At 60.3% G+C, this 23,806-nt stretch carries 22 protein-coding genes, 1 pseudogene and 1 riboswitch; of the genes and pseudogenes, 12 read left to right on the forward strand and 11 right to left on the reverse strand.

The features are described 5' to 3' along the window. Positions 1-207 precede the first annotated feature (207 nt). Positions 208-321 (forward strand): annotated as a pseudogene (locus DNK50_RS29040) (fructose-bisphosphate aldolase); the annotation flags it as partial. Between the two features lie 60 nt (positions 322-381). Here the strand turns inward: DNK50_RS29040 and fba are convergent. The 6 genes from fba to tkt all read right to left on the reverse strand — a co-directional run bounded on the left by fba (position 382) and on the right by tkt (position 6,596). Beyond that, positions 382-1,446, reverse strand: coding sequence for a class II fructose-bisphosphate aldolase (gene fba, locus DNK50_RS01220; RefSeq protein WP_099585785.1), 1,065 nt, complete (start codon positions 1,444-1,446; stop codon positions 382-384). Positions 1,447-1,570: 124 nt separating this feature from the next. Further along, entirely contained in the window at positions 1,571-1,903 is a 333-nt protein-coding gene (locus tag DNK50_RS01225) for an MliC family protein (protein WP_112192641.1), read from the reverse strand. A gap of 60 nt (positions 1,904-1,963) precedes the next feature. Further along, on the reverse strand, positions 1,964-2,191 hold the full coding sequence (locus DNK50_RS01230) for a hypothetical protein (protein ID WP_099585787.1): 228 nt from the start codon (positions 2,189-2,191) through the stop codon (positions 1,964-1,966). A 29-nt stretch (positions 2,192-2,220) separates the two neighbouring features. Beyond that, positions 2,221-3,384, reverse strand: coding sequence for a phosphoglycerate kinase (locus DNK50_RS01235; protein WP_112192642.1), 1,164 nt, complete (start codon positions 3,382-3,384; stop codon positions 2,221-2,223). 17 nt (positions 3,385-3,401) lie between these two features. Further along, the gene (gene epd / locus DNK50_RS01240; protein ID WP_099585789.1) at positions 3,402-4,460 is read right to left on the reverse strand and encodes an erythrose-4-phosphate dehydrogenase; all 1,059 of its coding nucleotides are present in this window, start codon (positions 4,458-4,460) and stop codon (positions 3,402-3,404) included. 138 nt (positions 4,461-4,598) lie between these two features. After that, positions 4,599-6,596, reverse strand: coding sequence for a transketolase (gene tkt, locus DNK50_RS01245; RefSeq protein ID WP_099585790.1), 1,998 nt, complete (start codon positions 6,594-6,596; stop codon positions 4,599-4,601). Positions 6,597-6,867: 271 nt separating this feature from the next. Here tkt and DNK50_RS01250 point away from each other — a divergent pair, with 271 nt between their 5' ends. From DNK50_RS01250 to DNK50_RS01270, 5 genes are all read left to right on the forward strand, one after another. Then, positions 6,868-7,863, forward strand: a complete 996-nt coding sequence (locus DNK50_RS01250) for a metalloregulator ArsR/SmtB family transcription factor (RefSeq protein WP_112192643.1) — start codon at positions 6,868-6,870, stop codon at positions 7,861-7,863. An 18-nt stretch (positions 7,864-7,881) separates the two neighbouring features. Then, positions 7,882-9,072 (forward strand): methionine adenosyltransferase, encoded by a 1,191-nt coding sequence (gene metK / locus DNK50_RS01255; RefSeq protein WP_099585792.1) that lies wholly within the window; start codon positions 7,882-7,884, stop codon positions 9,070-9,072. A 215-nt stretch (positions 9,073-9,287) separates the two neighbouring features. After that, the gene (locus DNK50_RS01260; protein ID WP_099585793.1) at positions 9,288-9,638 is read left to right on the forward strand and encodes a hypothetical protein; all 351 of its coding nucleotides are present in this window, start codon (positions 9,288-9,290) and stop codon (positions 9,636-9,638) included. A gap of 95 nt (positions 9,639-9,733) precedes the next feature. Continuing rightward, positions 9,734-11,398, forward strand: a complete 1,665-nt coding sequence (ligB, locus tag DNK50_RS01265) for an NAD-dependent DNA ligase LigB (RefSeq protein ID WP_112192644.1) — start codon at positions 9,734-9,736, stop codon at positions 11,396-11,398. A gap of 66 nt (positions 11,399-11,464) precedes the next feature. Next, positions 11,465-11,860 (forward strand): DUF1090 domain-containing protein, encoded by a 396-nt coding sequence (locus DNK50_RS01270; RefSeq protein WP_099585795.1) that lies wholly within the window; start codon positions 11,465-11,467, stop codon positions 11,858-11,860. Between the two features lie 6 nt (positions 11,861-11,866). Here the strand turns inward: DNK50_RS01270 and DNK50_RS01275 are convergent, their stop codons facing one another. Beyond that, positions 11,867-12,316 (reverse strand): cytochrome c, encoded by a 450-nt coding sequence (locus DNK50_RS01275; protein ID WP_099585796.1) that lies wholly within the window; start codon positions 12,314-12,316, stop codon positions 11,867-11,869. A gap of 127 nt (positions 12,317-12,443) precedes the next feature. Here DNK50_RS01275 and DNK50_RS01280 point away from each other — a divergent pair, with 127 nt between their 5' ends. Beyond that, the gene (locus DNK50_RS01280; RefSeq protein WP_112192645.1) at positions 12,444-13,631 is read left to right on the forward strand and encodes a murein transglycosylase A; all 1,188 of its coding nucleotides are present in this window, start codon (positions 12,444-12,446) and stop codon (positions 13,629-13,631) included. A 53-nt stretch (positions 13,632-13,684) separates the two neighbouring features. On the opposite strand, the gene DNK50_RS01285 is transcribed toward DNK50_RS01280, so the two are convergent. After that, positions 13,685-14,071 (reverse strand): MAPEG family protein, encoded by a 387-nt coding sequence (locus DNK50_RS01285; RefSeq protein ID WP_099585798.1) that lies wholly within the window; start codon positions 14,069-14,071, stop codon positions 13,685-13,687. A gap of 185 nt (positions 14,072-14,256) precedes the next feature. Between DNK50_RS01285 and DNK50_RS01295 the strand changes: the two genes are divergently transcribed. Further along, positions 14,257-15,516: a sodium:proton antiporter gene (locus DNK50_RS01295; RefSeq protein WP_112192647.1), complete on the forward strand. Its 1,260-nt coding sequence runs from the start codon at positions 14,257-14,259 to the stop codon at positions 15,514-15,516. On the opposite strand, the gene DNK50_RS01300 is transcribed toward DNK50_RS01295, so the two are convergent. The 3 genes from DNK50_RS01300 to DNK50_RS01310 all read right to left on the reverse strand — a co-directional run bounded on the left by DNK50_RS01300 (position 15,510) and on the right by DNK50_RS01310 (position 18,890). Next, positions 15,510-16,397 carry a formate/nitrite transporter family protein gene (locus DNK50_RS01300; protein WP_112192648.1) on the reverse strand — a complete coding sequence of 296 codons (888 nt, stop codon included), beginning with the start codon at positions 16,395-16,397 and terminating at the stop codon, positions 15,510-15,512. The genes DNK50_RS01295 and DNK50_RS01300 overlap by 7 nt on opposite strands. A 71-nt stretch (positions 16,398-16,468) precedes the next feature. After that, positions 16,469-18,385, reverse strand: coding sequence for a patatin-like phospholipase family protein (locus DNK50_RS01305; RefSeq protein ID WP_112192649.1), 1,917 nt, complete (start codon positions 18,383-18,385; stop codon positions 16,469-16,471). A gap of 100 nt (positions 18,386-18,485) precedes the next feature. Continuing rightward, a complete protein-coding gene (locus tag DNK50_RS01310; RefSeq protein WP_099585803.1) occupies positions 18,486-18,890 on the reverse strand; it encodes an acyl-CoA thioesterase in 405 nt (134 codons plus the stop codon). Between the two features lie 198 nt (positions 18,891-19,088). Beyond that, a riboswitch (S-adenosyl-L-homocysteine riboswitch) is annotated at positions 19,089-19,195 on the forward strand. Between the two features lie 21 nt (positions 19,196-19,216). Between DNK50_RS01310 and ahcY the strand changes: the two genes are divergently transcribed. From ahcY to DNK50_RS01330, 4 genes are all read left to right on the forward strand, one after another. After that, the gene (gene ahcY, locus DNK50_RS01315; RefSeq protein WP_017735703.1) at positions 19,217-20,626 is read left to right on the forward strand and encodes an adenosylhomocysteinase; all 1,410 of its coding nucleotides are present in this window, start codon (positions 19,217-19,219) and stop codon (positions 20,624-20,626) included. Positions 20,627-20,804: 178 nt separating this feature from the next. Next, on the forward strand, positions 20,805-21,650 hold the full coding sequence (gene metF / locus DNK50_RS01320) for a methylenetetrahydrofolate reductase [NAD(P)H] (RefSeq protein ID WP_099586237.1): 846 nt from the start codon (positions 20,805-20,807) through the stop codon (positions 21,648-21,650). Between the two features lie 83 nt (positions 21,651-21,733). Then, on the forward strand, positions 21,734-22,816 hold the full coding sequence (locus tag DNK50_RS01325; RefSeq protein ID WP_099585804.1) for a hypothetical protein: 1,083 nt from the start codon (positions 21,734-21,736) through the stop codon (positions 22,814-22,816). 63 nt (positions 22,817-22,879) lie between these two features. Continuing rightward, entirely contained in the window at positions 22,880-23,671 is a 792-nt protein-coding gene (locus tag DNK50_RS01330; RefSeq protein WP_099585805.1) for an ABC transporter substrate-binding protein, read from the forward strand. Positions 23,672-23,806 lie beyond the last annotated feature (135 nt).

A 23,806-nucleotide genomic window follows, 5' to 3' on the forward strand; every position in this document is an offset into this window, starting at 1 on the left:
ATTCCTCGGTGAAGCTACCTTGTTAAACACACCGCGATTCCTGTGGGAGCCGGGCTTGCCCGAGATAACGGCATAGTTATGCTTAAAGGCTGACACCTAACTCTGTGGTGAGCGGGCTTGTCCCGCGCTGGGCTGCGAAGCAGCCCCAAAACCTTCACCTCAAGTGATTCTGGCATTCTGCGGTGACCAAGTTGGGGCTGCTGCGCAGCCCAGCGCGACTTGAATAACGTGGCCAATACCGCACGCATTCCGGTGCAGGACGTGAGCGATGTGTTTCGGGTGATTGAACATCGGGGTTTCTATTCAACACCTGCAAGCTGATCAAATCCCAGACAAAAAAAGCCCGCATCGCTGCGGGCTTCTTTGTTAGACGCTTGAGGCTTAGTTCACCTTAGCGTTCAACTCACCTTTCAAATACCGCTGATACATCGCTTCCAACGATACCGGCTTGATCTTCGACGCATTACCCGCAGTACCAAACGCTTCGTAGCGTGCGATACACACATCACGCATCGCGGTCACGGTGGCGCCGAAGAATTTACGTGGGTCGAATTCGCTCGGGTTGGTGGCCATCAGGCGACGCATTGCGCCGGTGGACGCCAGGCGCAGGTCGGTGTCGATGTTGACCTTGCGCACGCCGTGCTTGATGCCTTCGACGATTTCTTCAACTGGTACGCCGTAGGTTTCTTTGATGTCGCCGCCGTACTGGTTGATGATCGCCAGCCACTCTTGCGGGACCGAGGAAGAACCGTGCATCACCAGGTGGGTGTTGGGGATGCGCTTGTGGATTTCCTTGATACGGTCGATGGCCAGCACGTCGCCGGTAGGCGGCTTGGTGAACTTGTAGGCGCCGTGGCTGGTGCCGATGGCGATGGCCAGGGCGTCGACCTGGGTCTTCTTGACGAAGTCGGCGGCTTCTTCCGGGTCGGTCAGCATCTGGCTGTGATCCAGCACGCCTTCGGCGCCGATGCCGTCTTCTTCGCCGGCCATGCCGGTTTCAAGCGAACCCAGGCAACCCAGCTCGCCTTCAACCGAGACGCCGCAGGCGTGAGCCAGGGCCACGGTTTGTTGGGTCACGCGCACGTTGTATTCGTAGTCGGTCGGGGTCTTGCCGTCTTCGCCGAGGGAGCCGTCCATCATTACCGAGCTGAAGCCCAGTTGGATGGAGCGCTGGCACACGTCAGGGCTGGTGCCGTGGTCCTGGTGCATGCACACCGGGATGTGCGGGAATTCTTCGATGGCTGCCAGGATCAGGTGACGCAGGAACGGGGCGCCGGCGTATTTGCGCGCACCGGCCGACGCCTGGACGATCACTGGGGAGTCGGTCTTGTCAGCGGCTTCCATGATGGCGCGCATCTGCTCAAGGTTGTTGACGTTAAAGGCTGGGACGCCGTAGCCGAACTCGGCTGCGTGGTCCAGCATTTGACGCATGCTGATAAGTGCCATTGTGTTGTCTCTCCCGGTCGAGGGTCGTTAATCGTGCAAGCCTGCCGTAGCGGCGGCTGCTATTCAAGTTATTGCCGGTCAGGTTTTGCATGCCTGGCCTGCTGAATCGTTATTGCTGTCAGGCTTATTGGGCTTTGCAGCCGCGCCCGATCAAATCGTCGGTAGCCACCCAGTAAACCAGGCCTTCCTCACCTTTCGTGTGAAACGCCAATTGGTCGTTGCTATACAGCACGCCAGAAGCCGCAACATCCTGTTTAAGGCGGTAAACCTGATCGGAACCACCGAGGCGAACATCCACCTCGGATTTGGCCGCATTGGCAAAGCGCCAGTTGACCTCGGCCTTGCTGTCGCAGGTCCAGGTGGTCCACTTGTCGGCAGGTTCTGCCTTGTTGTACATGTTCATGCTGCTGCAACCGGCCAGTAGGGCCAGGGCTGCCAGGGCGAAAACGCCTTTCATTGCCAATCCTCGCAGCGGCGCCAAAGGCCGCCGATGCTGTCGGTTAGTTGATCAGACCCGTCAAGGGCAACCCTGTTCCTGACCGTTGGGCGCGGAGTCGTATTTCTCCAGCCGCTCATTGCCGATGCGCTTGTTGATCACCGGCATGGTCTCGGCTTGCCAGTCCGCCTGGTAGCAGCTCGTTTTCTGCTGCGATGCCGGCTTTCCAGCCTGCTGCGCCGCGCTTGGCGTGCTGCCGCAACCGGCCAAAAGGCCCGCTGCGATCACCAGTGCCAACGACTTGATCATGGGAATGCTCCTTTTCCTGATCACGGGCCTTAACCTTTGGCTCGGGTTTCCAGCACTTCAACGGCAGGCAGGACTTTGCCTTCGACGAATTCAAGGAACGCGCCGCCACCGGTAGAAATGTAGGAGATACGGTCAGCCACGCCATATTTATCGATGGCCGCCAGAGTGTCGCCACCGCCGGCAATGGAGAAGGCCGAGCTTTCAGCGATGGCGTTTGCCAGCACTTTGGTGCCTTTGCCGAACTGGTCGAATTCGAACACGCCAACCGGGCCGTTCCACAGGATGGTCTGGGAGGCTTTCAGCAGTTCGGCGAAGTTGGCTGCAGTTTGCGGGCCGATGTCCAAGATCATGTCGTCTTCGGCAACGTCAGCGATGAGTTTGACGGTAGCGGCGGCGCTTTCGGCGAATTCCTTGGCTACCACTACGTCTACTGGCAGCGGCACACTGACTTTGGCAGCAATGGCGCGGGCGGTGTCCAGCAGGTCCGGCTCGTACAGCGACTTGCCTACCGGGTGGCCGGCAGCGGCCAGGAAGGTGTTGGCAATGCCGCCGCCGACGATCAATTGGTTGCAGATCTGGCTCAGGCTGTTGAGCACGTCCAGCTTGGTGGACACCTTGGAGCCCGCCACAATGGCAGCCATCGGCTGGGCCGGTGCGCCGAGGGCTTTGCCCAGTGCATCCAGTTCAGCAGCCAGCAGCGGCCCAGCAGCGGCGACCTTGGCGAACTTGGCCACGCCGTGGGTCGAACCTTCAGCACGGTGGGCGGTACCGAACGCGTCCATTACAAACACGTCGCACAGGGCCGCATATTGCTGGGCCAGTTCGTCGCTGTTCTTTTTCTCGCCTTTGTTGAAGCGCACGTTTTCCAGCAGCACGAGGTCGCCGGGCTTCACGTCAACGCCACCCAGGTAGTCAGTCACCAGTGGCACGTTGCGGCCCAGGGCATTGCTCAGGTAATCGGCTACAGGCTTGAGGCTGTTTTCTTCCGAGAACTCACCTTCGGTCGGACGACCCAGGTGGGAGCAGACGATGACGGCTGCACCTTTTTCCAGGGCCAGCTTGATGGTCGGCAGCGAAGCCCGGATCCGCGCATCGCTGGTGACAACACCGTCTTTGACTGGGACGTTGAGGTCTTCGCGAATCAGTACGCGCTTACCTTGCAGATCGAGGTCGGTCATCTTCAACACGGTCATGGGTCGCAGTTCCTGAGTTACTGTTGTTGAGGTTGTTTAGAGGCGATGTGCAGATAATGTTCCGCAACATCCAGCATACGGTTGGCAAACCCCCATTCGTTGTCGAACCAAGCCAGGATGTTCACCAACCTGGGGCCGGAAACGCGAGTCTGGCTGGCATCGACAATCGCCGAATGCGGGTCATGGTTGAAATCACAACTGGCGTGGGGCAACTCGGTGTAGGCCAGCAAGCCTTTGAGCGGGCCGCGGGTGGCGGCGTCGCGCAGAATCCGGTTGACCTCCACCGCATCGGTGTCGCTGACGGTTTGCAGGGTGATGTCCAGGCAGGACACGTTCACCGTCGGCACCCGTACGGCTTTGGCCTGAATTCGCCCGGCAAGTTCCGGCAGCAGGCGCTCGATGCCGCGGGCCAGACCTGTGGACACCGGAATCACTGACTGGAACGCCGAGCGTGTACGACGCAGGTCTTCATGATGATAGGCGTCGATCACAGGCTGGTCGTTCATCGCCGAGTGGATGGTGGTGATCGACACGTAATCGATGCCGATCGCCTGATCCAGCAGGCGCAACAGCGGCACGCTGCAGTTGGTGGTGCAGGAAGCGTTGGATACCAGCAGCTCATCGCCGGTCAGGCAATCCTGATTAATGCCGTAGACGATAGTGGCGTCGACATCCGCCTCGCTGGCCATCGGCTGGGAAAACAGCACACGCGGCGCGCCGGCATCGAGAAAACGCTGGCCATCGGCGCGGGTGTTATAGACACCGGAACATTCCAGCACCAGGTCGACGCCCAATGCTTTCCAGTCGATGCCTTCGGGGGTGGCACTGCGCAAGACCTGCACGCAGTTGCCATTAATATGCAGACAATCGTCTTCGACCCGCACTTCGCCAGGGAAGCGGCCGTGAGTGGAGTCAAAGCGTGTCAGGTATTCGATGCTGGCCATGTCGGCCAAATCGTTGATCGCGACAATTTCAAACCCGGCAGCCGCCCCTCGCTCGAACAGAGCACGCAAGACGCAACGACCAATGCGGCCGTAGCCGTTGAGTGCAACTTTGTAGGGACGCGGTTGGGGCATGGGGTTCTCGATCAAGGTTAGTTCGGTGTCGAATGTTCTGACGCCATCGCGGGCAAGCCCGCTCCCACATTAGACCGCGATCCAAATGTGGGAGCGGGCTTGCCCGCGATAGCGCCAGTACAGACAACGCAGACTGACTTAGTCTTCCAGCAGCTCTTCAGCCTGACCCAGGATGTTTTCCAGGGTGAAACCGAATTCTTCGAACAAGGCTGGCGCCGGCGCCGACTCACCGTAGGTGGTCATGCCGATGACGCGGCCTTCCAGGCCCACGTACTTGTACCAGTAGTCGGCGTGAGCCGCTTCGATGGCAATACGCGCGCTGACCTGCAACGGCAGGACCGATTGCTTGTAGCCAGCATCCTGGGCTTCGAACACGCTGGTGCACGGCATGGACACAACGCGCACGTTACGGCCCTGGGCAGTCAGCTTGTCGTAGGCCTGAACGGTCAGGCCGACTTCGGAACCGGTGGAGATCAGGATCAGCTCCGGCTCGCCGATGCAGTCCTTGAGCACGTAGCCGCCACGCGCGATGTCGGCGATCTGTGCGTCGGTACGCACTTGGTGTTGCAGGTTCTGACGCGAGAAGATCAGCGCCGACGGGCCGTCCTTACGCTCGATGGCGTGCTTCCAGGCCACAGCGGATTCCACCGCGTCGGCTGGACGCCAGCAATCCAGGTTCGGCGTGGTACGCAGGCTGGTCAGTTGCTCGACCGGCTGGTGCGTCGGGCCGTCTTCGCCCAAGCCAATGGAGTCGTGGGTGTAGACATGGATCACGCGCTTCTTCATCAGAGCGGCCATACGTACTGCGTTACGTGCGTATTCCATGAACATCAGGAAGGTCGCGCCGTACGGCACCAGGCCGCCGTGCAGCGACACGCCGTTCATGATGGCGCTCATGCCGAACTCGCGCACGCCGTAGTACATGTAGTTACCGCTGGCGTCTTCGGCCGAGACACCTTTGCAACCTTTCCACAGGGTCAGGTTGGAACCGGCCAGGTCGGCCGAACCGCCAAGGAACTCAGGCAGCAGCGGGCCGAAGGCATTCAGGGTGTTCTGGCTGGCTTTACGGCTGGCAATGGTCTCGCCCTTGGCCGCGACTTCGGCGATGTAGGCCGAGGCTTTTTCCGAGAAGTCGGCAGGCAGGTCACCGGCGAGGCGGCGCACCAGCTCATTGGCCAGCTCTGGGAATTCGGCGGAGTAGGCAGCAAAACGCTGGTCCCACTCGGCTTCGGTCGCCAGGCCTTTTTCCTTGGCGCTCCACTCGGCGTAGATGTCAGCCGGGATTTCGAACGGGCCGTGGTTCCACTTCAGCGCTTCACGGGTCAGGGCGATTTCCGCGTCACCCAGTGGGGCGCCGTGGCAGTCTTCCTTGCCTTGCTTGTTCGGCGAACCGAAACCGATAGTGGTCTTGCAGCAGATCAGGGTTGGTTGCGCGCTCTTGCGAGCGGTGTCGATGGCGGTCTTGATTTCTTCAGGATCGTGGCCGTCGACGTTGCGGATCACCTGCCAGTTGTAGGCTTCGAAACGCTTTGGCGTGTCATCGGTGAACCAGCCTTCGACTTCGCCGTCGATGGAAATGCCGTTGTCATCGTAGAAGGCGATCAGCTTGCCCAGGCCCAGGGTACCGGCCAGGGAAGCGACTTCGTGGGAAATGCCTTCCATCATGCAGCCATCACCCAGGAACACGTAGGTGTGGTGATCAACGATGTCGTGGCCAGGACGGTTGAACTGCGCGCCCAGGACTTTTTCAGCCAGCGCGAAGCCAACAGCGTTGGCCAGGCCTTGGCCCAGGGGACCGGTGGTGGTCTCGACGCCTGGGGTGTAGCCGAATTCCGGGTGGCCCGGTGTGCGGCTGTGCAGCTGGCGGAAGCTCTTGAGGTCATCAATGGTGACGTCGTAGCCGGTCAGGTGCAGCAGCGAGTAGATCAGCATCGAGCCGTGGCCGTTGGACAGCACGAAGCGGTCACGGTCGGCGAACGACGGGTTGCTCGGGTTGTGTTTCAGGTAGTCACGCCAAAGTACCTCGGCGATATCCGCCATGCCCATCGGGGCACCGGGATGGCCGCTGTTGGCTTTTTGCACGGCATCCATGCTGAGGGCACGAATGGCGTTGGCACGCTCACGACGGCTGGGCATCGCTGTTCTCCTGAGGATTTGAATAAAGAGTGAATAAAAAGAAACGCAAAAAAGGACCGGCATTTTCCCTCAGCCACCGCCTGCGGGCAATGACAGATAGTCACTTGAGGCTGTTTTTCCTGTGCGTTGCCGGCAATCGCCTGCAGAAATCGGCAACTTGTTCGTCTAACGGTTATAGCGGCGGCTTATAACCGCCACTTATCGATCAATATCAAAACTTTTTGATATTGGCCTTGCGAGGATATGCACCCGTCACTAGACTGCTGGCCTTATGAACCTACCCGTGCCCTCACTGCGTCCCGACGACGGCGATGAACTGGCAGCCTTGTGCAAGGCCGCTGGGGACCCGTTGCGCCTGAACGTCTTGCGTGCGCTGACCAACGACTCCTTCGGCGTACTGGAACTGGCGCAGATCTTCGCCATCGGCCAGTCCGGCATGAGCCACCATTTGAAGGTGCTGTCCCAGGCCGACCTGGTAGCCACGCGCCGCGAAGGCAATGCAATTTTTTACCGCCGCGCCCTGCCCCACACCGACCTGCTCGGCGGCAAGCTGCACGCCGCCCTGCTCGAAGAAGTGGACAACCTGAGCCTGCCAACCGACGTACAGTCGCGCATCGGCCAGGTCCACGGGCAACGCGCAGCGGCGAGTCAGGATTTTTTCGCACGGGTGGCCGAGAAGTTTCGTGCGCAGCAAGACCTGATTGCCGGCCTGCCGCAGTACCGCGACAGCGTGCTGGCGCTATTGGACAAGCTGAGCTTCAGTGATGAGGCGACGGCATTGGAAGTCGGGCCTGGGGATGGCGGTTTTCTGCCGGAGTTGGCGCGCCGCTTTCATCAGGTGACCGCGCTGGACAACAGCCCGGCGATGCTCGAACTGGCGCGACAGCTGTGCGAGCGTGAATCGCTGAGCAATGTGACCCTGCAACTGGCTGACGCCTTGAGCGGCACGCTGATCAAGGCCGACTGCGTGGTGCTGAACATGGTCTTGCACCATTTCGCCGCTCCCGCCGACGCATTAAAGCAAATGGCCGGGTTGCTGCACCCCGGCGGTAGCCTGTTGGTTACGGATTTATGCAGCCACAACCAGAATTGGGCCAGGGAGGCCTGCGGTGATCTCTGGTTGGGTTTTGAACAGGACGATCTGGCCCGTTGGGCCACCGCTGCGGGGCTCGTTCCCGGGGAAAGCCTCTATGTAGGCTTACGTAATGGTTTCCAGATCCAGGTTCGCCATTTTCAGCGACCGGCTGGCGACACTCACCATCGGTAATATCAGGAAAACATCGAGATGAGCGAATACTCCCTTTTCACCTCCGAGTCCGTGTCTGAAGGGCATCCGGACAAAATCGCCGACCAGATTTCTGATGCGGTGCTGGACGCCATCATTGCTGAAGACAAGTTCGCCCGCGTGGCGTGCGAGACTCTGGTGAAAACCGGTGTAGCGATCATCGCTGGCGAAGTGACCACCACCGCCTGGGTTGACCTGGAGCAGATCGTCCGTGACGTGATCACCGAGATCGGCTACACCAGCTCCGACGTCGGCTTCGACGGCGCGACCTGCGGTGTGATGAACATCATCGGCAAGCAGTCCCCGGACATCAACCAAGGTGTCGACCGTGCCAAGCCAGAAGACCAGGGTGCCGGTGACCAAGGCCTGATGTTCGGCTACGCCAGCAACGAAACTGAAGTGCTGATGCCAGCACCGATCACCTTCTCGCACCAGCTTGTGCAACGTCAGGCCGACGCGCGTAAATCCGGCCTGCTGCCTTGGCTGCGCCCGGACGCCAAGTCCCAGGTGACCTGCCGCTACGAAGGCGGCAAGGTGGTGGGTATCGACGCTGTCGTGTTGTCGACCCAGCACAACCCTGACGTGTCCTACGCCGACCTGCGTGAAGGCGTGATGGAGCTGATCGTCAAGCACGTACTGCCGGCCGAACTGCTGAGCAAAGACACCCAGTTCCACATCAACCCGACTGGCCAGTTCATCATCGGTGGCCCGGTGGGCGACTGCGGCCTGACCGGTCGCAAGATCATCGTCGACAGCTACGGCGGCATGGCGCGTCACGGCGGTGGCGCGTTCTCCGGTAAAGATCCGTCCAAGGTTGACCGTTCGGCCGCCTACGCCGGTCGTTACGTGGCCAAGAACATCGTTGCGGCTGGCCTGGCCGAGCGCTGCGAAATTCAGGTGTCCTACGCCATTGGTGTGGCCCAGCCTACGTCGATCTCGCTGAATACCTTCGGCACCGGCAAGATCAGCGACGACAAGATCGTCAAGTTGGTGCGTGAGATCTTCGACCTGCGCCCGTACGCGATCACCACCATGCTCGACCTGCTGCACCCGATGTACCAGGAAACCGCAGCCTACGGCCACTTCGGTCGTACCCCTGCGCAAAAGACTGTCGGCGACGACACCTTCACCACGTTCACCTGGGAAAAAACCGACCGCGCCAACGACCTGCGCACCGCCGCCGGCCTGTAAGCACGCGCTGCACCCAAAAGCCCTGCCGGGTTCGCCCGGCGGGGCTTTTTATGGCCTGCGCGACCCCTTTCACATTTTTTGGATCCAAACCTTGCAGGCCCAATGATGGCCCTCTAGAATCCGCGCCCTCTCGGGCCCTCTAACCTTATCTGGATATTGACCTGCGCCAGCCCGGGATAGACACGTGCACAGGCAATCGAACATTGAGGTTTTTCATGCGCATCTCCACGCTCGCCCCTGCTGCCCTTCTGCTCAGCCTGTTCGCCCTGCCGGCCCACGCCGCTGACCTGAGCGCACTGAGTGGCGCCCTGACCTCCCAGCTGGGCGGCGGCAACTCCGGCGACTGCCAAAAACAAGCCGCAGACCTGCAAACCAAGATCGATGCGGCCGAAGCCAGCAAAGACACCTTGAAAGTGAAGGCCTTCAAAGCGGCGCAAGACCAGATCAACAAAGGTTGTGACAAACTTTCCGAGGCCCAGGCCAAAGCCGACGCCAAGCAGCAAACCCAAGAGGCCAAGGCTGATAAGCCGGATGCCGTGAAAGCCTTGGGCGGTCTGTTCAAGTAAGTAGAAACACCCGGTAAAAAGCCCCGCACTGTCGGGGCTTTTTTGTGGCCGTGAGGTTCATTTAGGCTGGGCACCCTTTCCGAGCAAGGATGCTCATGATGCGTTTATTGGTTGCCCTGTTACTCAGCACGTTCCCCTTCTTGGCATCGGCCGAAGACTGCCCCGACGAGGCCAGGACACAGGTCGACACCCTGGCCGAACAGGTCCGCCTGTGGGATGACAGCTACCACCGCCTCGGCCAATCCCCCGTCCATGATGAGCTCTACGACCAGGCCCGCCGGCGCCTGACCCATTGGCGCCAATGCGTCCCTCCAACCCCCTCGAAACCTGATAACCCACTGGCTAGCGCTCGGGGCACCTTGCCACATCCGGTTGTGCATACCGGCCTGGAAAAACTCCTGGATGAACAGGCCGTCGGCGCCTGGCTGGACACCCGACACGACGTGTGGATCCAACCCAAGGTCGACGGCGTTGCAGTGACGCTGGTGTACCGTCAGGGCCGCTTGAAGCAGGTGATCAGCCGCGGCGATGGCACTCTCGGCCAGGACTGGTCAGCCTCCGCCCGCAGGATCCCCGGCATTGTCCAGCAACTGCCGGAGCCCATCGATGTGGTGCTGCAAGGCGAGCTGTATTGGCGCCTCGACGACCACGTGCAATCGGCCCTGGGCGGGCTCAATGCCCGCAGCAAGGTGGCCGGCCTGATGAATCGCCGGCAGCTGAGTAACGCCGACGCCGCCGGTATCGGCCTGTTTGTCTGGGCCTGGCCGGACGGCCCGGCCGTTTTTACCGAACGCCTGGCGATCCTGGCACGCTGGGGTTTCACCGACAGCCAGCGCTATAGCCAGCCCGCCCGGACGATCACCGAAGCCGCGCACTGGCGCACCTATTGGTACAACCACACACTGCCCTTCGCCAGCGACGGGGTGGTACTGCATCAGGCATCACAGGTGCCCGCCAAGCGCTGGCAAGTCAGCGCACCCTACTGGGCTGTCGCCTGGAAGTACCCCGCTTCCAGGGCGTTGGCCCTGGTCCGCAAGGTGCAGTTCAAGATCGGCCGCACGGGGCGCATAACGCCGATTCTGGAACTGGAGCCAGTGCGGCTGGACGACCGACAGATCAGCCGGGTCAGCGCCGGCTCGCTGAAACGCTGGCAGGCGCTGGATATTCGCCCTGGCGACCAGGTGTCCATCAGCCTGGCAGGCCAAGTGATCCCGCGACTGGACCAGGTGATCCTGCGCAATACCAAACGGATCGACCTTCCTGTCCCCGACCCGCAGGACTTTCACGCCCTGAGTTGCTGGCAACTGGACCCAGGCTGCGAAGAACAGCTGCTCGCACGCCTGACCTGGCTGAGCGGCAACCAGGGCCTGGCGTTGCCGCACATGGGTCGCGAGACATGGAACATATTGATCCAGGCCGGTCTAATCGCAGGCTTTCTCGATTGGTTAACCCTGGATACGACAGAGCTTGCTAACATTGATGGCTTGGGTGAGCGCAGCCGCGCACGACTGCTCGACAGCCTTCACAGCGCTCGGCAACGACCCTTTGCACAATGGCTCAAAGCCTTGGGTGTGCCGCCTGCGGCCCGCAGCAATCTGGAGGGCAACTGGCAGACGCTGGTCGCCAGAGATACCCAGGCCTGGTTGGCCATCGATGGCATAGGTCCGGGGCGTGCAGCGCAACTGAGCGCTTTTTTCCGCGATCCACAAGTACTGGCTTTGGCTGAAACATTACGCGTGGCAGGAATAGACGGGTTTTAAACCCCGCCCAGCCACCCTTAAACCACCGCAGAATTCACCCTGCACTTTGCGACCCTGGAGCTCCACATGAAATTCCTCGCCCCTTTTGCCCTGCTGACCGTCGCAAGCTTCATGGCCACGCCACTGCTGGCCGCTGAAGAAGCCCCCCAACTCACCGGCTGCGCCGCCAAGCGCCAGGCCATCAGCACCCAGATCGAACAAGCCAAGGCCCACGGCAACAGCGCCCAACAGGCCGGCCTGGAAAAAGCCTTGAGCGAAGTCACCGCCAACTGCACCGACGCCTCGTTGAGAAAGGAGCGGGAAAACAAAGTGCTCGACGCCAAGCACGAGGTCAGCCGCCGTCAGGCCGACCTCGACAAGGCGATGAAAAAAGGCGACTCGGAGAAGATCAACAAACGTAAGGACAAACTCGCCGAGTCCCGCAAGGAACTGCAGGACGCCGTGGAAGAACTCGACCAGTAAAACCGGTCAGTGGTCACGAAACTGTTTATGGCAGGCACTGCAGGCGTCTTCGACTTTCTGTACGGCAGGCGAAAGGTTACTGGCCTTGTAGGGCTGCACCTGGCTGGCGATCACCAACTCGCCGGTGGCCGCTTCCAGGTCGCGAGCCAATTGCTGGAATTGCGCCTGTTTTTGCCACACGTCATCCTTGGCGCTGGTGTGATCTTGCTCGCGCACGCTCGGAAAATGCTTCCATGGTTCATGGGACAACGCATCGAGCTTGACCGCGCCTTCGGCGAATTTCGCGCCGTCGAACGGAATGCGTCCACGCAACATGCCGCCCAGGTCTTCACCGGTCTTGAGCATCTGCTTGAAGATCGCCTTGCGCTGGCCAAGGGGCGAATTCGGATCGACGCCACCGCAGGCAGACACTGCCAGGCAGGCCAACAGTACAACCGTCATTTTTTTAAAAGTCATGGTGGCTCAGGGTCACGGGAAACGGCGGCCAGTATCCTCGCCCCGCCCGCAAAGACCAATAGCCCTATTAATAACAAGGGTTGCCCAAGGCGCCAAGGCGCGGGCAATCGTTTCAGGAAATACGTGTATGAGTCTCATGTTGAAACCCTGGAGCCACCGTCTGGCGTGGGCTCTGCCGATGATTGCGCTGCTGGCCGGCTGCGACGCAGGCAAGGACACCGGTAAAGACACAGCTAAAGATGAAGCAGCCAAACCCCATGCCGTTGCCACTTACGTCAGCGCCCCCTGGGAAGCGCTGCCGACGGTATCCGACAGCGACCTGCTGGCCGGCTTTGAATCCTGGCGCAGCGCTTGCCAACGCCTCAAGGCCGACCCGGTATGGGGCGCGACCTGCGCGGCGGCAGCCAGCGTGCCGGGCAATGCCGTAGCGGTGCGCGGTTTTCTCAAGGAGCGCCTGGATGTGTTCGGGCTGCGCTCGGCTGATAACACCCCAAACGGCTTGATCACCGGCTACTACGAACCGGTCTACCCCGGCAGCCTGACCAAGACCGCCGCCGCCCATGTGCCGGTGTATGGCGTGCCGGATGACCTGATCATCGTCAACCTGGAAAGCATCTACCCGGAACTCAAGGGCAAGCGTCTGCGCGGTCGCCTGGAAGGCCGCGTGCTAAAGCCTTACGACGATGCCAGCGCCATCAACGGCCAAGGCTCCAGCGCCAAGCCGATTGCCTGGTTGACCCAGCCGATGGACCTGCAATTCCTGCAGATTCAGGGCTCGGGGCGCATTCAACTCAAAGACGGGCGTCAACTGCGCGTCGGTTACGGCGACCAGAACGGCTACCCCTACCGCCCTATCGGCCGCTGGCTGGTGGAGCAAGGCGAGCTGAAGAAAGAAGACGTGACCATGGGCGCCATCAGTGCCTGGGCCAAGGCGCACCCGGAGCGAATCCCGGAGTTGCTGGCGAGCAACCCCAGCTACGTATTCTTCAGCGCCCGCCCCGACAGCAACGAAGGCCCACGCGGTTCGCTGAATGTGCCGTTGACCGCCGGCTACAGCGTGGCGGTGGATCGCAAGGTGATTCCGCTGGGCAGTTTGTTGTGGTTGTCGACCACCAAGCCTGACGGCACGCCGTTGGCACGTCCGGTTGCGGCACAGGATACGGGTGGTGCAATCACCGGCGAAGTGCGTGCGGACTTGTTCTGGGGCACCGGCGATGCGGCAGGTGAACTGGCCGGGAATATGAAGCAGCAAGGACAAATCTGGATGTTGTGGCCCAAGGGCGCGGCGTTGCCACAGGTTCCGGAGACCCTCTAAGTCAAATGTGGGAGGGGGCAAGCCCCTTCCCACAAGTGGATCTGCGTCACAGGTCAGATCGAGACAAAGAAGAAACTCGCAATCAACGCCATGCCGACAGACCACACCACCGAGCGCAGTATCGCCCAGTCGGCCAGGTAGCAAATGATGTACAGCAGGCGGCTGGTGATAAACAGTACGGCCAACACATTGATGGTCACCAGCTCGGCCGTACCGGCCAGATGCGCGATAATCACCGCCGCCGCAAATGCCGGGGTGACTTCAAAGCCGTTGAGTTGCGCACTGTGGGCACGCTTGGCAACCCCTTGCAGGGTGTCCAGAAAAGCACGCGGGTCGTGGTTCTGCCGAGGCCCGAACTTGCCCTGGCTGAACTTGGCCACACCCGTACACAGGTAAGGCAGAAAAATTGCGATCAACACACACCAGAAAGCGACCGTCATCACTCATTCCTTTTGTCGTTTTAAACAGCGATTAGAGTTTTAGCACTAAACATACCAAACCGCACTTACCCGCTAAGAGCCGCCCCGCACCAAAAGGTTCTATCGTGCGCGGTGCAACCTCATGCCGCTGCTGCGGTCCATCCCCCCACTCATCACTGATCTTCCCCCCACTCCAAGGACCCCGGATGCTCGAACTTGTCGCCGCCTTCATTTGCCTCACCACCCTGCTCACCTACGTGAACTTCCGCTTTATCGGCCTGCCGCCCACCATCGGCGTCATGGTCACGGCCCTGCTGTTTTCCCTGATCCTGCAAGGCCTGAGCGTGCTCGGCTACCCCGGCCTGGAGGAACGCATCCAGCAACTGATCGGCCAGATCGACTTCGGCGACCTGCTGATGAACTGGATGCTGTCGTTCCTGCTGTTCGCCGGTGCCTTGCATGTCAACCTCAGCGACCTGCGTAGCTACCGCTGGCCCATCGGCCTGCTGGCAACCTTCGGCGTGCTGATCGCCACGGTAGTGATCGGCAGCCTGGCGTACTACATCTTTGCCCTGTTCGGCTGGCACGTGAGTTTCCTCTACTGCTTGCTGTTCGGCGCGCTGATCTCACCCACCGACCCGATTGCGGTGTTGGGTGTGCTGCGTACTGCCAATGCGTCGAAACCGCTTAAAACCACCATCGTCGGCGAGTCACTGTTCAACGACGGCACAGCGGTGGTGGTCTTTACCGTCCTGCTGGGCATCGCGCAATTGGGCGAGACGCCTACCGTGGGCGCCACAGCCATGCTGTTCGTCCATGAAGCCGTTGGCGGCGTGGTGTTCGGCGGGCTCATCGGCTACCTGGTGTACCTGATGATCAAGAGCATCGAACAGCACCAGATCGAAGTCATGCTGACCCTCGCCCTGGTGATCGGCGGCTCGGCCATGGCCACCGAGCTGCACGTCTCTGCACCGATTGCGATGGTGGTGGCCGGGCTGATCATCGGCAACCTGGGGCGCAAGCTGGCGATGAACGACATGACCCGGCGCTACCTGGACGGTTTCTGGGAATTGCTCGACGACATGCTCAACGCCTTGCTGTTTGCACTGATCGGCATGGAACTGCTGCTGTTGCCGTTCAATTGGCTGCACGTGTTTGCGGCCAGTTTGCTGGCAGTGGCGATCCTGCTTTCGCGCCTGCTGACCGTAGCCCCGGCGATCCTGCTGCTGCGCCGCTGGCGCGCGGTGCCGCGCGGGACCATCCGCATCCTGACCTGGGGCGGCTTGCGCGGCGGGGTTTCGGTGGCATTGGCGTTGGCCCTGCCACTGGGCCCGGAGCGCGACTTGCTGCTGAGCATCACCTACATCGTGGTGCTGTCCTCGATCCTGTTGCAGGGGTTGAGCATCGGCAAGCTGGTCAAGCGCGTGACCCGGGACGAGCCCCAGGCCACGCCTGACGTTCACTGATCCTGGTCGATACGCTGCGGATGCCTTGGGTCCGCAGCCTTCTTGCCCGGCAGGCTGCCTTCGCTGCGAATCTGCGCATGGCTGATCAAGGCAAAGATAAAGCTGCCCCCGATGATGTTGCCGGCCAGTGTCGGGCCGGCAAACACCAGCCAGAAATCCTTCCACGGCAGCTCGCCGGCAAACACCAGATAAGACACTTCTGCCGAACCCACCACGATATGGGTGAAATCCCCCAGCGCCATCAGGTAGGTGATCAGGATGATGATCCACATCTTGGCGCTTTCCATCGATGGAATCATCCACACCATGGTGGCGATCATCCAGCCGGAGATGATGCCCTTGGCGAACATCTGACCGGGGTCGTTTTCCATGATCTTGCGCCCTATCTCCAGGAAGGCCATGTCGGTCTTGGTATCGAAGATCGGCAGATGCAGCATCACATAGGCCACCAACAGGGTGCCGCAGAGGTTGCCGACCAGCACCACTGACCACAGCCGAAGCAGACGCCCGGCATTGGCCAGAGTTGGCTTGCTCATGACCGGCAGCACGGCGGTAAGAGTGTTTTCAGTGAACAGTTGCTGGCGCGCAAGAATCACCGCCAGAAAGCCCGCACAGTAGCCGAAGCTGGCAATCACCTTGAATGCTTCACCCTCGGGCAGGCGTGAATTGAGCAGCCCCATGGCCATCAGCGACAGGCCCATGGTCAACCCGGCGGCCAATGCCGACCACCACAAGGCGGCCACGTTGCGCTCCAGTTCCTGGTCACCCTGGGTGCGGATGATTTCATGCAGCACCGCTGCACGGGGTGGCTGGTTATCGTCCACATCCTGCTGCTCTTCCTGCGAAAGGTTGGGAGTTTTGCCGTCTTCGTATTTGGCCATGATGGTCCAGAGTCCAAGGGGTGCCTGTAGCTACGACACGCCCCAGCGATGGCTGTTCAGTGGCCAGGTCACTAAACCGGAATACGCCAGGCCCTGGCCTGTTCCACCGTCGTGGAATTGACCGGCTTACCCCAGGGTTTATTGCGTGCTCCGTAATTTTGAACAATGCCGTCAAGCACGCGGTTGAATGCTGCCGGCGTGGTCGCTTTGGCCAAGTCACGCGCCGCCGCTTGCAACAACTCGACATTGGCATCTGGCTGGCCCGGGCGGTACTGCGATGGGTAAATGACCTCACGGGTGAAGTTCTCAGCCCTCACCGCGAGATCACGCCTCTGCATTTCGGCGACGGCACTGGTCATGACCTTGGAGATTGGCGTTTTAACCAATGCCTGCATGGCGCCCATCTGCAAAAGCTGCTGGAAGTTACGCTGCCCACCGGCATTAAGGCGCTGCCCCAGCCACTCGACTTGTTCGGGCTGACGAGCAAGTGCGTCCAGGTTACGTAGCGCCGATGCCAACTTCGGCGTGAGCGCAAGCGCTCCTGCAGATTGATTGTCATCCGTAATCGCACCGTCCAGCACCCCCAACGCCTCGTAAGCATCCTCGCGAAACTTCAGTACGGCTCCGGCAGCCGGATCATTCTCCAAGTGACCCTGAACACGGGTGATGTGTTCATCATCCATCGCTAACAGCGCGCTTTCCAATGAGGCGAACGGATGATGCTCACGTGTTGTGTCACGCCTTTCCAGATGGGCCGCTACCGCTTGACGCGCCAGCGCCTGCAGATAATTTTTCTGTTCAGGGGTCATGGTGAAGTTGACGGTGCCATTGAGCAGGCCGCGGAAGTCACCTTTTGTGGTGTTCAGCGGCAACGTCACGGTCTGATCAGCGAGTGTTTTGAGCCGATCATCTTGATAAGCCTCGGCCGCCGTGTGCGGAGTATCGGTAAAGGTGTCGACCAGATGACTGAAAAAACCACCGCTTTTTTGCGGCGTTTCAGGCTTTTCGGATTCGAATTGGACGATCAGCGGCTCGTCTCTGTTCCAGATGCTCTCTGGCAACGAACGGTCAATGACATTGGGAGCAGGGGTATTGAGGAGCAGCGCACCATCGCGAAAGGCCGTAACTTCTGAACCCTGCTGAAATCCTTGGCCCTGCTCGACCGGGCTCTTGAACAGCATCGGCAACGAACCCGAAATATGGGCAGCGCGGGCGATGTCCATGTCCGGGGTCAGGTTGGCGTTGAACACCACCAACTGCGGGCGACCGTCGAACATAGCTGTGCCGGTGATATTGAGTTGCTTGATTGCAGGGATAACGCGATTCAACACCTCAAGATCGCGAAAGGTGGGCGCCCCTCCGGCACTGAGCCGGTCGGCAATCTTCATGAGTTCTGCTGGCCGGGTGGCTCTGGGCGTGTCGGCGATATGGGCGAGAATTGATTTGCGCGACTCATTGCGCATCATCTCTACCAATAGGGGTGCCTCGCTTTGCAGGCGCGGCATCATGGTCAATAAGAGCTGGGAAATATTACCAACCGGACCAGGCAGTCGCTTGGCGAGCTTGCCAAGGGTCGAACTTGCATCTTGCAACCAGGCTGTTACCGGGTCTTGGCTGTTGAGCAAACCGGGCAGGTCGATACGATCCAGCAGGCTATCGAACGCCTTGCCGCCTATTCCGCTGGCAAGCAATACGCCAGAAATCGCCCCCGCGGATGAGCCGGACACCACCTTGATACCCTGCATTTTCCCGACATCTTCAAGCGCCTGCGTCATCCCGGAAAAGGCCACACCTTTGGCACCGCCACCGCTGAGCACCAGGTGTCCAGGCGCAGGCGGTGACAAAACCACCTCCACTGCGCCACTGCTGTCGCGATAGAGGCTCAACTTACGGGGCCCTAGACCCTCGACCAACGAGGTGCTAGTGCTTGGGTCCAAAGGGCAAGGCAACGGCGGCTGAACCTGATGAACGGAACCGGACACTTTCATACGCAAGCCTCTCACTGCAGGGTGTGAGACTGAGTGATGAGCACGCTACTAAAAGATCCACGCAGAATGATCCGGTAATTAAAATCCAACCGCTGCCGTGTTATTCACGAAGGCTGTCATCCTGGAACTGGTCTTTCACGTATTTGATCTCTGTACGGCCGTGAGGGGCCGGCAGGCCGTCTTCGCCGAGGTTGACGAAGACCATTTTTTCCACGGTGAGGATGCTTTTGCGGGTGATCTTGTTGCGCACTTCACAGGTCAGCGTGATGGAGGTGCGGCCGAACTCGGTGGCGGTGATACCCAACTCGATAATGTCGCCCTGGCGCGACGCGCTGACGAAGTTGATTTCGGAAATGTATTTGGTCACCACCCGCTGGTTGCCCAGTTGGACGATGGCGTAGATAGCTGCTTCTTCGTCGATCCAGCGCAGCAGGCTACCGCCGAACAGGGTGCCGTTGGGGTTGAGGTCTTCGGGTTTTACCCATTTGCGGGTGTGGAAGTTCATGGTCACTCCAAAGCGTCTTGCCGAATGATGGGCAACATCATGGCAGAGCCCAGGCCCAAGCTCTATGAGCCATTGCCTATCAAGCCCATGAACGATCTTCATGCCGCCGACAGAAAGGCTTGGGAAGTCTGGCGCACACGGCTATAATCGCCCCCGTTTCAAAACGGTCATTTTCAATTGATACCGTTCTCCCGCCACCTGTCCGAGGGGCGCTGCAGCAGGTTCAACCTGTCAGGCTCGGATGGGGCGTTGTCCGGCCTGATTCCCCTGGCCTGATACTAAACGCACAACGGCGCCCATTCGCACACTACGAATGGAGGCTCTTCATGAGCGCTGTCAACACGCCTGCAGATTTCACCGACTACAAAGTCGCCGACATGTCCCTCGCCGCCTGGGGCCGTCGCGAAACCTTTATCGCCGAATCCGAGATGCCAGCCCTGATGGGCCTGCGTCGCAAGTATGCCGGCGAGCAACCGCTCAAGGGCGCGAAGATTCTCGGCTGTATCCACATGACCATTCAGACTGCCGTACTGATCGAAACCCTGGTTGCCCTGGGTGCCGAAGTGCGTTGGTCGTCCTGCAACATCTTCTCGACTCAAGACCAGGCCGCCGCTGCGATCGCTGCTGCCGGTATCGCGGTTTACGCCTGGAAAGGCGAAACCGAAGAAGAGTACGAGTGGTGCCTGGAGCAAACCATCCTCAAAGATGGCGCGCCTTGGGATGCCAACATGATCCTCGACGACGGCGGCGACCTGACCGAGCTGCTGCACAAGAAATACCCGGCGATCCTGGACCGCGTCCACGGCGTCACCGAAGAAACCACCACTGGCGTACACCGCCTGCTGGACATGCTGGCCAAGGGCGAGCTGAAAATCCCGGCCATCAACGTCAATGACTCGGTGACCAAGAGCAAGAACGACAACAAGTACGGCTGCCGTCACAGCCTGAACGACGCCATCAAGCGCGGCACCGACCACCTGCTGTCGGGCAAGCAAGCCCTGGTGATCGGCTACGGTGACGTGGGCAAGGGTTCGTCCCAGTCCCTGCGTCAGGAAGGCATGATCGTCAAGGTCTCCGAAGTTGACCCGATCTGCGCCATGCAAGCCTGCATGGACGGTTTCGAAGTGGTTTCGCCGTTCATCGACGGCCAGAACGACGGCACCGAAGCGAGCATCGACAAGGCCCTGCTGGGCAAGATCGACCTGATCGTGACCACCACCGGCAACGTGAATGTTTGCGACGCAAACATGCTCAAAGCCCTGAAGAAGCGCGCCGTTGTCTGCAATATCGGCCACTTTGACAATGAAATCGACACCGCTTTCATGCGCAAGAACTGGGCATGGGAAGAAGTGAAGCCACAGGTGCACAAGGTTCACCGTACCGGTGCTGGCGATTTCGACCCGCAGAACGACGACTACCTGATCCTGCTGGCTGAAGGCCGTCTGGTTAACCTGGGTAACGCCACTGGCCACCCAAGCCGCATCATGGATGGCTCGTTCGCCAACCAGGTACTGGCCCAGATCTTCCTGTTCGGCCAGAAATACGCCGACCTGTCGCCTGCCCAGAAAGCAGAGCGCCTGACCGTGGAAGTACTGCCGAAGAAACTCGACGAAGAAGTGGCCCTGGAAATGGTCCGCGGCTTCGGCGGCGTAGTGACTCAACTGACCAAGACTCAGGCCGACTACATCGGCGTGACCGTTGAAGGTCCGTTCAAGCCGCACGCTTACCGCTACTGATATGCCTGCTGCCTGCTCTCCCAGTGGGAGCGGGCTTCTAATGTGGGAGGGGGCTTGCCCCCGATGGCGGTGGGTCAGTCGATATATTTACTAACTGACACTCCGCTATCGGGGGCAAGCCCCCTCCCACATCGACGGTGTGCATATTGCGCAATTATGAGCTTCCAAGGGTATGACCATGTCCCAAGACCGTCGCTACAGCTTCGAGTTCTTCCCGACCAAGACCGATGCTGGGCATGAAAAACTGATGGCGACTGCCAAGCAGTTGGCCAGCTACAACCCTGACTTCTTCTCTTGCACCTACGGCGCCGGCGGTTCGACACGTGATCGCACGATCAACACCGTGTTGCAGCTCGAAAGCGAAGTCAAAGTTCCCGCCGCTCCGCACTTGTCGTGCGTGGGCGACAGCAAGGACGACCTGCGCGGCCTGCTGACCCAATACAAGGCTGCCGGCATCCAGCGCATTGTCGCCCTGCGTGGCGACCTGCCCTCCGGCATGGGCATGGCCAGCGGTGAGCTGCGCTACGCCAATGACCTGGTGAGCTTCATCCGCGAAGAAAGCGGCGATCACTTCCATATCGAAGTGGCGGCTTACCCGGAGATGCATCCTCAAGCGCGCAATTTCGAAGACGATCTGCAAAACTTCGTGCGCAAGGCCAACGCTGGCGCCAATAGCGCGATCACCCAGTACTTCTTCAACGCCGACAGCTACTTCTACTTCGTCGAGCGTGTACGGGCGATGGGTGTGAACATCCCAATCGTGCCGGGCATCATGCCGATCACCAACTACAGCAAGCTGGCGCGTTTCTCCGACGCCTGCGGTGCCGAGATTCCACGCTGGGTACGCAAGCAACTGGAAGCCTACGGCGACGACGTCAAGAGCATCCAGGCGTTCGGTGAGCAGGTCATCAGCGAAATGTGTGAGCGTTTGTTACAAGGTGGCGCACCAGGGTTGCACTTCTATACCCTGAACCAGGCTGAGCCGAGCCTTGCTATCTGGAACAACCTTAAACTGCCACGCTAGGCCAGTTTAATAGCAGTACCCGGCCCTCGTTATCACGGGGGCTTTTTTTGCCTGTATATCCTCGGAAAGGAAACCAGCAGTAAATGAATACAGCGTCCCCGACTCCCCGCCCGCAGCTGATTTACCTGGTATTCGGCGCCGAGACCTACCATCAGGAAGCCGTATTCAGTATCGCCAGTGCCCTTTCTCACCTGGGCGGCCCCCAGGACATGCCGTTGGATATCCAGGTCTTCAGCGACAATCCGGCGCCCTACCGTGGCCTGCCGGTGCAGGTCCATGTACTGGACGACGCGACGCGCCAGCGCTGGAGCGAGCCCCACGGCTACCACTTCCGCACCAAACATGTGCTGTTGCGCCAGGTGCTGCAAACGGCTGAACGGGCGTTGCTGATCGACACCGACACGTTTTTCCACGATTCGCCCATGGCGCTGTTCGAACGCGTCGCACCTGGCGCCGTGCTGTGCAATGCCTTCCACGCCAAGTACGGCGATAACCACGAAAGCGTGCTGTATGAAGCCCTGGCCAAACACTTGGCCGACAAAGGCCTGGCCGACGACGAAATGTGGCTGCTCAACTCCGGCGTCATGGGCCTGACCCGGCAAGACGCGCACATTCTGGATCGCTCGATCGAGCTGATGGACGAACTGTTCCCCATGGCCCGCGGCGCCTACACCCTGGAAGAGTTCTGCCTGTCGGTGGCTGCGTACCGCACACTCGACGTCCGCCAGTGCCCCGACCTCATCCATCACTACTGGAGCCGCAAGCAGTTGTTCCGGGCCAAGGTCAAGGCGTGGGTGACCAAGCACGCCGCCGACCCGCTCTGCGCCCAGGCCCTGGCCGATACACGCAAGGTCTCCGCGCACCTGCCCCGTCCGCCACGCCTGCAACGCTTGATGTACAAGCTGATCACCCTGGCGCTGCCCAAGCGCAAGCAGCAGTTCATCCGCGAGATTCTCTACGGCTGCTACGAGCACGAAAATGAATTCGACCAAGCCTGTGGCCCGGTTTGGTGGGACAAGGCGCTGCAGAACCAGGAAGAACGCCAGAAATCCCCCGTCGACGCGCACCAACTCGAACATTGGTTCGCCAACCCTGTGGTGCGGCTGATTCTCGGCGAGCGACGTGCAGCCATCTACGAACACCTGATGACCTCGCCCACAAAATAGCAGCGCCCGCAGAAGCTTGCGCCAGAGCTTCTCTTTAGCTCACGGGCGTCGTAACCTCAGGGTATGCCCGTCATTCTGAAGCTGTTGACCGCTGCATTTTTTACTTGCCTGAGCCTGGCAGCTTACGGCGAGAAATTGCGTATTGTCACCGAGCCGTGGGCGCCTTATGTCTATGAGGAACACGGCGCCATGCACGGGCTGGACTACGAAACCACGGTGATCGTATTCCAGCGCCTGGGGGTCGAGGTGCAATGGCAGTTCCTGCCCTGGAAGCGCTGCCTGGCCATGCTTGATCAAGGTCATGCTGACGGTGCGCTGGATATTTTCCACAGCCACGACCGCGACGCGCTGTTGCTGTACCCCAGCGAACCCCTGTCGCAGGTGGAGTTCGTAATGTTCTACGCCAACGAACGTCCGCATCCGATCCAAAGCCTTGACGAGCTGCGCGGCCTCACGGTCGGCACGTCGCCAGGCTACCTGTACGGTTCGCCCTTTATCGACTCCACCGAATTCAACCGCGAGCCGGCCCCCAGCCATGAAGCCAACTTCGGCAAATTGCTGCTGGGGCGCATCGACCTGTTGATCACCGACCGCCGGGTGGGCCAGCACGTGATCAAGGCACTGGGCCTGGAAAACAAAGTCAGCCAGGCCCCCGTGGTGGTCAGCCGCCAGCAACAATACCTCGCCGTACGCCGTGGCGCGGGCATGGACCTGTTGGTGCAACGTTTTGCCGCCGAGCTCAAACGCTTCAAACAGGAGCCGGCCTACACGCAATTGAGCGTCAAATATGGTGGAATCCAAGCGTTTACAGCGTTCGGACACGCCGTTGAGCAGCAGGAAAGCGGCGCGCCGTGATTGCTCTGTTATACTCCGGCCTTCCCGCCAGGCTTACGCCCGGCCGCTGAGGTCTTGAAAAAGGCACCCAACCCCGCTACTGCGCAGCTTTGAAGCCCGCGCGAGCCGGTGGAGTGCCCGCCAGACGCAGCAGGA

Origin of the sequence: Pseudomonas sp. LG1E9 (assembly GCF_003290225.1) — a bacterium.
Taxonomy (GTDB): Bacteria; Pseudomonadota; Gammaproteobacteria; order Pseudomonadales; family Pseudomonadaceae; genus Aquipseudomonas; species Aquipseudomonas cyclaminis.